Genomic DNA, 13131 nt, shown 5'->3' with positions numbered 1-13131 from the left:
ATCCCAAACCCGACCCGTCATTCAAAAAAGAGTCAGACCCAGCCGCCGTTGGTATCAGACGGCGCGGGCGACTTGGCGCCGGCGGCGTTGAGCGAGGCCCGGCCCCGATCGACGCGCCCGCGGGAGACGAAGACGCGCGAACCGGCACGCCCGCACGGTCGGTGCCCGAGCTTCAGCGCGGATCAAGGCTCGCGGGGGCCGCGCGGCGCACGAACCGCCGCAGGATGGCATCCGGCGGGTTCCGCTGCAGCCAGCGGATCGCGGGCGCCTCAGCGCGGCGATGGAACGCCAGCGTCGCCAGGACGGACACCGCCACCATCAGCACGGTCAGCGGCCAGAGCAGACCTGCGCGCAGCGGCAGCGCCGGCAGGATGACCTTCGCCGCGAGGAACACGAAGGGATGCAGGAGGTAGAGCGCGTAGGACGCGTCCCCGATTCCGACGAGCCGACGCAGCACGGGGTGGTCGAAGCGGAAGGGGCCGAAGACCAGCCCGGCGAAGACGAGCGCCGCGCCGCCCCCCCAGATCAGCGCCCGCGGCCACCCGTACTGGGCGGGCCCGCTCATGGGATCGAACCACGCGACGTCGATCGTTGCCCAGACCAGCACGCCGAGGCCGCACAGCAGGCCGGCCGTGACGCGCCCGAGCCGGACGCCGCGCTGGAACAGCAGCGCCAGACCGATGCCGGCTGCAAATTCCAGGACGATCGGCTGGAACCAGAACCAGACCTGATCGATGGCCGGCGGCCGGCACCAGGCCGCGACCACCGCGGCCGCGAGCACGCCGACGACGAGGAGGCCCGCGGTCTCGCGCCCGCCGCGCGAGATTGAACGCGCGACGGCGATGCCGCAGGCGAACAGCACGTAGAACATGACCTCGTAATTCAGCGTCCAGCCGAGGTCGAGGATCGGGAACGGGTAGCGCGGGCCGTAGCCGAGGGCGTCGAACGGGATGAACAGGTAGGACGTGGCCACGGCCGCGAAGCCGGGTGCGGCCATCGTCCCGGCGGCGGCGCCCGCCAGGAGCACGGCCAGCCGCAGGCTGAGCGCGAACCAGTACAGCGGCACGACCCGCAGCAGGCGCCGCCGGAGGAAGACGAGCCCACCGCCGTCGGCGCCGAACAGACCCTCCGACGCGTAGACGATGATGAACCCGGAGATGACGAAGAACAGGTCGACGCCCGCGCCGAGCGGCAGGGCCGTGAACTGCGGCATCCACAGGCCGCGGGCCTCGCCCTGAAGCGCGAACACCGCCTGGGCGTGGAGCAGCACGACCATGCCGGCCGCGACCGCCCGCAGCACCTGCACGGCGTCGAGGCGGCGCGCGGGCGCGCGGGTCGGAGCGTCCGTGCCGTCGCTCATGCCGCTTTACCCGCCATGGGAGACGCCCGGGTGCCGTCACCGGCGGCGACGCGCAGGATCAGGTCGGAGACGGCCGCACGCATCCGCGCCGCGCCGTAGCGGGCGCGGGCCGAGACCTGCGCGGAGCGGACCTGCGCGGCGAGCGCCGGCGATGGGACGAGGACCCGCGCGATCGCGTCCGCCAGCGCCGCGGCATCATTGGCCGGGACCAGCGTGCCGGCCGCGCCCGCGTCGAGGATCTCGGCCGCCGCGCCCGCGTCCGACGCGATCACGGGCACGCCGACGAGCATCGCCTCCACCAGGGTGCGCCCGAAGGGCTCCGGAGCGATGGAGGGGTGGACGACCGCGTCCACCGCCCGCATCAGGCGCGGCACGTCGCTGCGCTGCCCGAGGAAGCGCACCCGGTCGCCGAGCCCGCGCTCGGCCGCCAGGGCGCGCAGGCGTGCCGCGTAGGCGTCCTCGCCGAAGAGGGCCGCGCCGACGATCACGCACCGGACACCCGGAAGCCGGGTCAGGGCCTCCAGCACCACGTGCTGACCCTTCCAGGGCGCGAGGCGGCTGAACACGCCGATCAGCGGGCCGGCCGGCAGGCCGAGCGCCTCGCGCAGGGCGGCCGGCGCGGCGGGATCGGCCGGCAGGTCGAGGCCGTTGGCGACCACCTCGACGAGGTCGGCCCGGCCGCCCGCGGCCACGAAGGCTGCGGCGGCGGCCGACGAGGGCACCACGACCCGCGCCGCCCGGGCGTTCGCGAGGCGGACCTGAAGTTCGCGCTGCGCGCGGCCGAAATGGGCGCCGTCGAGGATGTCGTGCAGGTGCCACACCAGGGGGCGGCGCGCGATCCCCGTGGCGAGGGCGGCGAGCACGAACGCCTTCTGGGAGTTGGCGTAGACGACGTCGTGGCCCCGCGCGGCCCGCGCGAGTTCGAGGACGGTCGCGACGAGGCGACCCGCCAGCGGGATCGCCCGCAGGAGCGAGCCGTCGCGGCGCAGGCCGGACAGGCCGGTGCCCCGGCGCGCGCGGACGACGGTGAGGCCCTGCCCGCGCATCGCCCGGTCCAGCGGTCCGTCCTCGAACAGGAAGGCGCCGGAGCCTCGCCAGGGCTTCACCACGTCGGCGAGCACCATCTCGGCGCCCGACATGGTGCTGGTGTGGTTGACGAACAGCACCCGCGGCGTGCGCATCAGGCGGCCCCGAGGTAGCGGCGGGCCGGGAGGCGGCCCATCTCGTAGAACGGATGCTCGTCCTCCCGAACCATGGTGATGGCGATCCCGAGGACGTCGCCGCCGGCCTCGCGCAGGCCGTTCACGGTCGCGACAGTGGCGGCCATCTGCGAATGCCCCCAACGGGCGCAGCACAGCACGCCGTCCACCTGCCGCGCCAGCACGTGGGCGTCCATCAGCAGGGTCGAGGGCGGGCTGTCGAGGAGCACGAGGTCGTACTTCCTGGCCCAGAGCAGCAGGTCCGCCATCCGGCCGCCCATCAGGAGTTCGGTCGATCCGGAGGTCGCAGCACCCGCCGGGATCACGTCGAGGTTGTCCAACCCGGTCGCCGTCACGGCTTCCCGCGGCAGGATATCCCCGCGCAGGATGCCGCCGAGGCCGGGACCGGCCTCGAGGTCGAGGGCGGCCTCGAAGACCGGGCGGCGCAGGTCGCACTCGACCACGAGGACGCGCCGGCCGCCGGCCGCGCTGATCTGCGCCAGCGCCAGGGTGGTGAACGACTTGCCCTCGCCGGGCGCGGCCGAGGTCACGAGGATCGCGCGGCTCCGGCCGTCGCTGCCCGCCATGAGCAGGCGCGCGGCGAGGTTGCGCAGGACCTGCTGCATCAGCGGATCGCTCCGGGCACCGCGCAGGGCGGCGGCAAGGGGCAGGTCCGTCCCGCGCTCCGAGATCCGGCCCAGCAGCGCCGCCGCACCGCTCCGCCTCAGGTGCGGAAGCTGGGCGAAGACGGGCGCGCGGGTGATCGCGGCGAGCTGGGAGGAGGTTCGCACGCTGCGGTCCCCGCGCTCGCGCAGCAGCGCCGCCGCACCCGCGAGCACGAGGGCGAGGACGAAGCCGCCGCCCAGGAAGGGAATGGGCTTGGGCGAGAACGGCGCGATCGGCAGGTCCGCCAAGCTGACGAGCCGCGTGCTGCCGACGAGGATGCGCCGCTCGGTCTCCAGCTCGTTGGCCCGCTTGGACAGGTCGGCGTACTGGCCGCGCTTGATCTCGGCGTTGCGCACCATGCCGGCGACGGTCGCCTCGTCGTCCATCGCCGACGCGACCTCGGTCTTGGCCGTGTCCATCTGCTGCCGCAGCGACTTGGCGAGCGCGCTCGACGCGTCGAAGGTCTTCCTCAGGCCGGCCGCGATGCTCGCGACCTCGCGCTCGATGCGCTGCTTGAGGCTCGCCTGCTCGATCCGCATGGCCTGGAGCGTCGGATGGTTCGGCCCGAGGATCGTGCCGGTGTTGGCGATCTGCGCCGTCACGACGCTCATCTGCTGCTTGAGGTCGCCGATCGTGCGGCTGGCCAGGACCGCGGGCGCGTTGATCGAGCCGCGTGCCTGGTCGGCGTTGATCTCGCTCAGGCGGGCGGCGGCGTCGGCCTTGGCGGTCTCGGCCGCCGCGAGCTGCTGGCTGATGATCGACAGCCGCTCGGAGGTGATCGGCCCGGTGGCGCCCGACATCAGCCCCTTGCGCCGGCGGAACGCCTGAATCCGTGCCTCGTCGTCGCGCAGGCTCGCGTCGAGCTGGCGGATCTCCTTCCACAGCCAGTCCGTCGCCGCCGCGCGGCTGTTGGCCATGACGCCGCGCTGATCGTCGAGGAACGCGGTGATGAGCGCGTTGGTCAGGGCCTGCGCGACCTCGGGCAGGGGCGACCGGTACGCGATGTTGATGACCCGCGAGCGGCCGGCGCTGCTGACGACGTAGCGGCGCTGGAGGTACTCGACCACGAGGTCGGTGCTGCCGCGCATCGTCTCGCACTCCCCGTCCTTGGCGGGCAGGAGGCCGGCGAGCAGGCCGGCGCCCGCGGCGTGCCGGCACTCGGCGATCACCTTCTCGACGACGTCGCCCGAGGCGACGAGGCGCATGATCCGCGGTGCGCGGATCACCAGCATCTGGCTTTCGATGTCGGCCGGATCGCCGAGCTTCTGAATCCACGCGATCGAGGCGTTGGCGTTGTTGTTGCCCGGCTCCGCCTCCGCGACGATGACCGAGCCGATCGCGAGGTACTGCACCGGCGCGGCCAGGAGGGCGGCCACCGTCAGGGCGACGACGGTGAGGAAGACGGCCGCGAACAGGCCGCGCCGGCGCCAGATCATCGCGACCGGACCGGATTGGCCTCCGGCGAAGGCGGAGACGGCACGGTCCGGGTTGAGGTAGGACGTCGTCATCGTCGGCCACCGGGCTGGGCAACGCCGCTCTCGGGCGTTGCGGTGAGAGGGCACGGGCTGGAGCCGTTCCCGACGCGATCGGATCGCGAACGGCTCCAGACCTTCGTGGTGACACGCGCTCCCGCGACGAACCGGTGACCGTTTCGCCGGACGGCGCTTCAGGCCGCCTCAGGCGATGGCCAGGCGCGGCGGTGTGCGGTCCCGGACGGGACCGGCGTCGTGATGGAGCGCCATCTGCCGCTCGACGAAGCCGGAGAATCGGGCGCGGAAGGTCTCGGGCGAGAACTGCGCGGCCTGGGCGCGGCAGGCCGCGCGCGAGAACGTCGCCTCCTGGGCGGTGAAGTCGCGGATGCAGGCCGCGATGAGGCTCGGCTCAGGATCGGAGAAGAACATCCCCGACCGGTTCGGCGGCTGGGTCGCGACCGTCTCCCGCGCCCCGCCCCGGCCGAGCGCCAGGACGGGCGTGCCCTCCGACTGGGCCTCGACCACGACGATGCCGAAATCCTCCTCGGCCGCGAAGACGAAGGCGCGCGCCGTGGCCATCAGGTGCCGCAGCGTCCCGTCGTCCACGAAGCCGGCAAACGATACGTTAGGGCCGGCCACCTGCCGCAGCCGTCCCTCCTCCGGGCCGGTCCCGGCCACGACGAGGTTGAGGTCGGGCAGCTCCCGGAACGCCGCGACGACCGCCTCGACATTCTTGTAGGGAACCAGCCGGCTCGCCACGAGGAAGTGGTCGCTGCGCGGACCGTCCCACCACGCCTTCGAGAGGGTGACGGGCGGGGGGATGACCTCCGCCGCGCGGCCGTAGACCTTGCGGATGCGCCGGGCCACGAATCCGGAATTGGTGGCGATCGCGTCCGGACCGTTCGCCGTGCGGCTGTCCCACAGGCGCATCCGATGCAGGAGCATGCGCGCGGCCATGCTCTTGATCCCGGAAGCGCACCCGCTCTCGCGCAGGTACGTGTGCTGCATGTCCCAGGCGTAGCGCATCGGCGAGTGGATGTAGGAGACGTGGACTTGATCCGGGCCCGTCAGGATGCCCTTGGCGACGGCGTAGCTGCTCGAGATGACGAGGTCGTAGGCCGACAGGTCGAACTGCTCGACGGCGATCGGCATCAGCGGAAGGTAGGCGCGATGGTGCGTGCGCGCGAACGGCATCTTCTGGAGGAAGCTGGTCCGCGCCGCGGAAAAGCCGATCGCCGCGCGGTCGGCCGGCGTCAGGAAGTCGAAGAGCGTGAACACGTCGGCCCCGGGATAGAGCGCCAGGATCTCCCGCAGGACCTTCTCCGCACCGCCGACGACGTAGAGCCAATCATGAACGATCGCGACGCGCATCTTCGTGAAACCTCGACCGGCGGGCATGCGTGCGACGGCACATCTGCTTACAGATGTACAACTTCAACGTGTGAAACACCGAGAAGCTACCATCGACCTGCATTCGATAACTTGATATGCTTCCCTTACAGAAAGCTTTATGCCTATTCCGCCCTACAGGTTCATCGGAAACAGGCAATTCCATTCACGTGGTGAACATTAACCAAGTCTCGTCATGCCCCGAGGCGTATCGTCCGGCGACGCCGCTCGCGGTCGGGCCGTGCAGGCCAGGGTGGTTCGCCGCGCCGACGGCGCTGCGCAGCCGCGCGTCCGGGCGCGGATGCCGTGGCGGAAGCGCCGGACCCGGGAGCGCGTCGCGCAGCGTCCCGCGTTCCGTCGCGACCCGCTCGCATCGAGGCCGTGACGCGGGCGCTCGGTGAGAACCGCTCAGGCGGACCGGTTGGCCGGATCGAGCGCGTCGCTGAGGAGCGCGGCGTAGGCGCGCCCGGTGGCCGCCCAGGTGTAGCGGGCCTCGTTGCGCCGGCCGCGCGCCGCCAAGTCCGCGCGCAGTCCGGGCTCGTCGAGCAGCCGATGCAGGCACGCGGCCAGCGCCGCCGGGTCCGTGGGGTCGAAGGTCAGGGCCCCCTCCCCCGCCACCTCCGGGGTCGCGGACCGGTTCGCGCACACCACCGGGCAGCCGAGCGCCTGCGCTTCGAGCACGGGCAGGCAGAAGCCCTCCGCGAACGACGGGACGCACAGGCACAGGGCGGCGCGGTAGAGGGCCGCGAGCCGGCCGTCGTCGATGCGCGACAGGCGGATCACGCGGATGCCGGCGTCAAGACGCCGCAGGACGGCGCCGATCGCATCGTCGGGGTCCTCCCCGACATGGACGATGGCGAGGTCCGGCCTGTGCGGGGCGAGCCGCGCCGCCGCTTCCGCCAGGAGGCCGAAGTTCTTGTTGTGGGTGGCGTTGCCGACCGCGAGGATGAACGGTCCCGCGACCTCCGAGCGCGCCCCGTCCGTCAGTGCCGCCGGGTCGATGACCGAGGCCGAGGGGATGACCCGGACGCGCCCGCGTGCCCGCGGGTAATGCTTCTCCAGGTCGCGCCGGGTCGCGTCGGAGACCGCCACGACCGCCCCGTTGCCCCGCAGCATGAGCCGGAAGATCAGGTCCGTGGTGCGGGCCTCGCGCGGCCCGGTGCTTTCGGGGATCGTCCGGAAGTAGAGGTCGTGCACGACCACCACCCGCGCCCGCCCGCCGCGGGCCGCGCCGTAGGGATCGATGTTCAGCACGAGGTCGATGGCGTGGCGCCGGCAGCAGGCCGGAACCGTGAGGAGCTGGCGCAGGACGTCGAGCACCATGATGCGCGGGCGCGGGACGGTGACGACCTCGATCCGCCCGCGCAGGCCTTCGGGAAGCGCATCGCGCGTCCACGGCGAGCGCAGGACGATCGTGAGATCGGGACGCGAGGCCAGTTCCGCGATCAGGCGGAACGCCACCCGCGCGACGCCGGACGGCTTGCCGCCGAACTGGCTCGGCATGTTGACGAGGATTCGCTTCATCGACTGGCAATAACCGGCGGCTAGGCTGCGCCCGCAGGCTCGGACCCCGCCGATGCGTATTCTCCATCTCACCTCGCTCTACCAGCCCGAACAGGTCGGGGGGGCGGAGCTGATGGTGGAAACCCTCGTGCAAACGCAGGCCGGGCTCGGGCACGCGCTCGGCGTCGCCTGCCTGTCGCGCCGGGCGCAAGGCCCCGACACCGCCGACGGGACCACGATCTACCGGGTCGGGCACGGCACGCCGTTCCACGTCCTCGACTGGGCCGAGCACGGGCGCTTGAGCCGCCTCCGCTACAAGCTCGCCGCGCAGTGGGGCGGGCGCACGCTCGCCGCGATCGAGGCGGCTTTGCGCGATTTCCGGCCCGACGTGGTCAACACCCACTCGATGTCGGAACTGACGCCGCGCCTGTGGCCGATGCTCGCGCGCCTCGGGGTGCCCGTCGTCCACACGCTGCACGACTTCACGAGCCTGTGCACCAACGGCGCCATGGTGCGGGATGGGCGCATCTGCGACCGGCCGCACGCCAAGTGCCGCGCCTACGCGCTGCCCCACCGCCTCTGCCAGCACTCCGTCGATGCGGTGATCGGCGTGGGCGAGGACATCCTGGCGCGCCACCTCGCGGCCGGGTTCTTCCGTGCGGTCCCGCCCGCCCTGCGGCAGGTGATCTGGAACCCGATCGTGGCGGGCGCACCGCCCCCGGCCGAGCGCGGGGCTCCTGCGGCCGGCGTCACCTTCGGCTACATGGGCCGGATCGAGCCTTCGAAGGGCGTCGACGTCCTCCTCGACGCCTGCCGGCGCCTGCCGCCCTCGGGCTGGAGGCTCGGCGTTGCGGGTCGGGCAGTCGACGGGCTCGACCGCTACCGGGGGATGGCCGCAGGCCTGCCGATCGACTTCCCCGGATTCGTCGCGCGCGACGCCTTCCTCGACGGCATCGACTGCCTCGTCGTCCCGCCGGTCTGGCCGGAGGCCTTCGGGCGCACCGTCGCCGAAGCCTACGCCCGAAACGTTCCGGTGATCGGCACGGCCGTCGGCGGCATCGCCGAGCAGGTCGGCGCGAACGCGGACTGGCTCGTCCCGCCGGGCGATTCCGAAGCGCTCGCCGCCGCGATGGCGCGCGTGGTGGCCGATCCGGCCCGCCTCGCACTGGGCCTGCGCAACGCGCCCGCCGTCCGGGCCGCGACTCGGCCGGAGATCGTGGCCGCCCGCTACCTCGACCTCTACCGCACCCTCCTCAACCGCGAGCCGGTCTCCGCCGGCGGATCATGGCCTCATGCGCATCCTGCATCTTAGCTCGCTCTATCCGCCCCACATCGTCGGCGGCGCGGAGCGCTCCGTCGAGCACTTGGCCGAGGAACTCGCCGGGCTCGGGCACACGGTCGCCGCCGCCTGCATCGAGCGGCAGGCAGAGCCGAAGACCGTGCGCAACGGCGTCACGGTCTACCGCATGGCCCACCACAACGACTTCTGGCTCGAGGACTGGGCGCAGCACGGCCGGTTGGCGCGGAACACCTTCAAGCTGAAGCAGCAGTGGAATTTCGCGGTCGCCGCGGAGTTCGGCCGGGTGCTGGATGATTTTCAGCCCGACATCGTCAATACCCATTCGCTGCTCGACATCTCGACGCTGGTCTGGCGCGCGGCCGCCAAGCGCGGCATCCCGATCGTCCACACGATCTGCGAGTACGACCTGATCTGCGGCAACGCCGCGATGTTCAAGCACGGCAAGCCGTGCACGCACTGGCACCTGGGCTGCAAGGTCGTGAACGCCTCCAAGCAACTGACCAATAGGTGGGTCGATGCCGTGGCGAGCGTCGGCACCGAGATCCTGAAGACCCATGTCGACCACGGGCTGTTCCGCCACCTCGCGCCCGAGCGGCGCCGGGTGATCTACTATTCCTGCACGGTCCCGGACGGCGATCCCGCCGCGCGCCGCGGGGTCGATCGGACGGGGCGGCCGATGACCTTCGGCTTCCTCGGGCGCATCAACGTCGAGAAGGGCGTCGGCACCCTGATCGACGCGCTGCACCGGATCGGCCCCGGCGACTGGCGCTGCCTGATCGCGGGGCAGGCGATGGACGATTCGATCGAGCGGTTCCGGGCGCGGGCGGCAGGGCTGCCGATCGAGTTCGTCGGCTGGGTGCAGCCGAAGGACTTCCTCACCGAGATCGACGTGCTCGTCGTCCCCTCGTTCTGGGCGGAGCCCTCCCCGCGCACGGTCTACGAGGCCTACGCGATGGGCGTGCCGGTGATCGGGGCGGATTCGGGCGGCATCCCCGAGCTGATCGGCGAGCACAACGCCGACTGGCTGTTTTCGGCGGGCGACGACGCCGACCTCGCCGACCGCATCCGGGCGGTCGTCGCCCGCGGGCGGGCGGACCTGCCCGACGAGCGCGCGTTCCAGCACGTCCTGCGGGAATCGACCTCCGCGCGCGTGGCCGAGAAGTACCTCGCCCTCTACGCCGAACTCGTCGACGAGCGCCGTGCGGCCGTGCGTCCACGTCCCTCGGCCCTGCTGCAAGCGTCCGCCGCACGCGGACCCCATCATGGAGCCTAGAGCGGACATCTCACCCGCCTCAGGACCCGCCGCGATCCTGCCGCTGCACGACGACGTGACCAGCCGGTCGGTCCGGGCGGCCGGCTGGGTCGCGGTCAGCTCGATCGGCAACGTCGTCCTCAGCTTCGCCGTCTTCCTCGTGCTGGCCCGGCTCCTGAACCCGGGCGAGTTCGGCCTCGTCGCGGTGGCGGTCGTCTTCATCGACATCCTGCTCATCGTGACGCGGGGCGGGCTGCCGGACCTCGTGGTCCAGACCGAACGGCTCGATGCGGCCTTCGCCGACACGGCCTTCTGGGTCGCGCTGGCCTCCGGCTGCGCCTACGCGCTGGCGCTGGTCCTGCTGTCCTGGCCGATCGCGTGGCTGCTGCGGCTGCCCGAGCTCCAGCCGGTGCTGGCGGCTCTGGCCGTCACCTTCGTCGTCTCGGCGCTCGGCGTGATCCACGAGGCGCGGCTGCAGCGCACGTTCGGGTTCCGCAGCCTCGCGGTCCGGGCGCTCGCGGCCAACCTTGCCGGCGGGTCGGTCGCGGTCGTGCTGGCGCTTCACGGGTTCGGCGTCTGGAGCCTCGTCGTCCAGCGCCTGCTCGCCACGAGCGCGACCACCGTCCTGACCTGGGCGGCGTTTCCCTGGCTCCCCGGGCGCCGGTTCGACCGCGGCCACGCCCGCCGGCAGGTGGCCTTCGGGTCCCGGGTGTTCTCGACCCAGTTGCTGCTGACGCTCAGCATCCGCAGCCAGGAGGTGATCGCCGCCTACTTCCTGTCGACGGCCGATATCGGCCTCCTACGGCTCGCGTGGCGCTGCATCGACCTCGTCAGCCAGGTCGCCGTCATCCCGCTCGCCTCGGTCGCCCTGCCGACCTACGCACGGCTCCAGGGACGACCCGGGGAACTGGCGGCGGCGTTCAACGGGTTCGTCGCGATGTCGGCGGTCCTGGCGCTCCCGGCGTTCCTCGGCATGGCCGCCGTGGCGCCGACCCTGATCCCGCTGCTCTTCGGCGAGCAGTGGCGGGACGCGGTTCCGGTGGTGCGCATCCTGTCGCTGCTGGGACCGGAATTCGTCGCGACCTCGCTCCTCTGGACGATCTTCACCGCGTCCGACCGGACCCGGGCGGCGCTGGTCCTGGCGGCCGGCCAGTTCGGGATCACGATCCTGGTGGCGGTGGCGACCGCGCCGTTCGGGCTGTCGGCCCTCGTCGTCGGGCACGTGCTGCGCGCCTACCTGTTCTCGCCGCTGGTGGTGATCGCTGCCGGCCGGTTCGTCCCGGTCGGCAACGGGCGGATCGCCGCAGCCTTGGCGCCGATCCTGGCCTGCGCCGCCCTGATGGCGTGCGGAATCCTCCTCGTGCAGGACGCGGTCTACCTGCAACTCGGCGAGCGTGCGGGGCTCGCCGCCGTCATCGTCGGCGGCGTCCTCGCCTACGGGGCGCTCGCCGCCATTCTCTTGCGCGACACGCTGCGGAGGAGCTTGGCGCTCATCCTGCATCGGACTGCCGTTGCCCGAACGTCGGTCCCCGGGATCGTTCCGGAGCCCGAGGCGTCCTCCTCGCCGAAGACCGGTCTCGGCCCGACCGGGCGGATCGCGGGAGGCAAGGCGTGAGCGTGCCGACACGGGCGCCGACGCGCCGGGCCGTGCTGGCGCTGGGCGCCCTGTCGCTCGCGACGCGGGCCGCCGCCGGCCCGGTCCCGCTGCACCGGGCTGAGGACTTCACCGCCTCCGTCGGCGTCAACACCCATTTCGGCCACGCGCAGAGCCCCTACGTCGCGCTGTTCGAGCGCTGCGCGGCGGCCCTCGACGAACTCGGGATCATGCACCTGCGCGAGGACGTCGTGCTCGAGGGCCCTGAGCCGCCGCCGCAGTTCCAGCGGATCGCCCGGCTGGCGCGGGGCGGCTACCGGTTCAGCCTCGTCTTCTACGACGGGCTCGATGCCGCGCCGCTCACCCCACCCCGGCGCTTTCCCGACATCGCCGCGTGGTGCGAGGGCGGCCTCGCGATCGTCGAGGGCAGCAACGAGCCCAACATCGCGACCGGGGGGAGCGAGCGGCCGCACGCGTCGGCCGAGCACCAGCGCGCCCTCTACCGGGCGGCCCGCGGCGATCCGCGGTTCCGCGCCGTCCAGGTCGCCGGCCCGAGCTACATCTTCGGCAACGTCGCGGCCGCCGAGAACCTCTCGGGCGCCGTCGATTTCGGCAACGTCCACGCCTATCCCGGCCTCGAACATCCGGAGACCGAGGGCAACGGCGACCTCCGCCGCTTCGTCGCGGCTGTGCGTCCGGTCTACGGCGCCGCGCCGATCCTCGCCACCGAGAACGGCTACCACACGGCGCTCGCCACCGGCAGCTTCCACCTGCCGGTCTCCGAGGCGATGCGGGCCCGATACATGCCGCGCCTCCTCCTCTGGAGCTTCCTCCAGGGCGTGCGGCGCACCTACCTCTACGAGCTGATCTGCTCGAACGATCGCGGCGAGGCCGACCCGGAGAGCCGCTTCGGGCTCCTGCGCTACGACGGATCGCCGACGCCGACCTTTCAAGCGGTCGCGAACCTGATGCGCCTGTTCCGGTCCGAGGGTGCCGCGACGAATGCCCCGGTCGAGGTCGCCCTGGAGGCCGGCCTCCCCGACCTGCAGGCCGCCCGCTTCCTGCGCCGCGACGGCACGATCCTCGTGCCGATCTGGCTCGGGGTCGGCAACTGGGACCGGGTGCTGCGCCGGCTCAAGGCCGACCTCGCCCCGCAGCCCGTCGGCCTGCGGCTCACGCGCCCGCCGCGGGCGGTGCGGCTCCATCGCTTCGCCGATGACGGCTCCGTGGCCACGGAAACCCTCGCCCCGGCGGAGCGCCTCACGTTCGGCGTCACGGACCGGCTCAGCGTGCTGGAACTGCGATAACGGCCTCGATCCCGGCGCGCCGCATCCGGGGCTTCGGAGGGGGGCATCCCGCGGCCCGGATTCCCTTCCCGACCCCGTCCCGCTAAGGC

At 72.5% G+C, this 13131-nt stretch carries 9 protein-coding genes; 4 read left to right on the top strand and 5 right to left on the bottom strand.

Annotated elements, in window-relative coordinates:
- Positions 1-172: 172 nt before the first annotated feature.
- The 5 genes from ACFE8Y_RS01175 to ACFE8Y_RS01155 all read right to left on the bottom strand — a co-directional run bounded on the left by ACFE8Y_RS01175 (position 173) and on the right by ACFE8Y_RS01155 (position 7610).
- Positions 173-1360: an acyltransferase family protein gene (locus tag ACFE8Y_RS01175; RefSeq protein WP_375462543.1), complete on the bottom strand. Its 1188-nt coding sequence runs from the start codon at positions 1358-1360 to the stop codon at positions 173-175.
- On the bottom strand, positions 1357-2541 hold the full coding sequence (locus ACFE8Y_RS01170) for a glycosyltransferase (RefSeq protein ID WP_375462542.1): 1185 nt from the start codon (positions 2539-2541) through the stop codon (positions 1357-1359). The genes ACFE8Y_RS01175 and ACFE8Y_RS01170 overlap by 4 nt, the downstream gene beginning before the upstream one ends.
- On the bottom strand, positions 2541-4733 hold the full coding sequence (locus ACFE8Y_RS01165) for a GumC family protein (RefSeq protein ID WP_375462541.1): 2193 nt from the start codon (positions 4731-4733) through the stop codon (positions 2541-2543). The genes ACFE8Y_RS01170 and ACFE8Y_RS01165 overlap by 1 nt, the downstream gene beginning before the upstream one ends.
- Positions 4734-4901: 168 nt before the next feature.
- A complete protein-coding gene (locus tag ACFE8Y_RS01160) occupies positions 4902-6068 on the bottom strand; it encodes a glycosyltransferase (protein WP_375462540.1) in 1167 nt (388 codons plus the stop codon).
- Positions 6069-6494: 426 nt separating this feature from the next.
- Complete coding sequence (locus tag ACFE8Y_RS01155; protein WP_375462539.1) at positions 6495-7610, bottom strand: glycosyltransferase family 4 protein; 1116 nt, start codon at positions 7608-7610, stop codon at positions 6495-6497.
- Positions 7611-7662: 52 nt separating this feature from the next.
- On the opposite strand from ACFE8Y_RS01155, the gene ACFE8Y_RS01150 reads away from it, so the two are divergent.
- From ACFE8Y_RS01150 to ACFE8Y_RS01135, 4 genes are read left to right on the top strand one after another with little or no spacing between them, the layout of a single operon-like run.
- On the top strand, positions 7663-8901 hold the full coding sequence (locus ACFE8Y_RS01150) for a glycosyltransferase family 4 protein (RefSeq protein WP_375462538.1): 1239 nt from the start codon (positions 7663-7665) through the stop codon (positions 8899-8901).
- Positions 8882-10162 (top strand): glycosyltransferase family 4 protein, encoded by a 1281-nt coding sequence (locus ACFE8Y_RS01145; protein WP_375462537.1) that lies wholly within the window; start codon positions 8882-8884, stop codon positions 10160-10162. The genes ACFE8Y_RS01150 and ACFE8Y_RS01145 overlap by 20 nt, the downstream gene beginning before the upstream one ends.
- Positions 10152-11756, top strand: a complete 1605-nt coding sequence (locus ACFE8Y_RS01140) for a lipopolysaccharide biosynthesis protein (protein WP_375462536.1) — start codon at positions 10152-10154, stop codon at positions 11754-11756. Before ACFE8Y_RS01145 ends, ACFE8Y_RS01140 begins: the two co-directional genes overlap by 11 nt.
- Positions 11753-13042, top strand: coding sequence for a hypothetical protein (locus ACFE8Y_RS01135; protein WP_375462535.1), 1290 nt, complete (start codon positions 11753-11755; stop codon positions 13040-13042). Before ACFE8Y_RS01140 ends, ACFE8Y_RS01135 begins: the two co-directional genes overlap by 4 nt.
- The last annotated feature ends 89 nt before the right edge of the window (positions 13043-13131 follow it).

This window comes from uncultured Methylobacterium sp., assembly GCF_964242245.1.
Lineage (GTDB): Bacteria > Pseudomonadota > Alphaproteobacteria > Rhizobiales > Beijerinckiaceae > Methylobacterium.
Note: the sequence above shows the minus strand (reverse complement) of the source record. Positions and strands in the feature narration are given on the sequence as shown.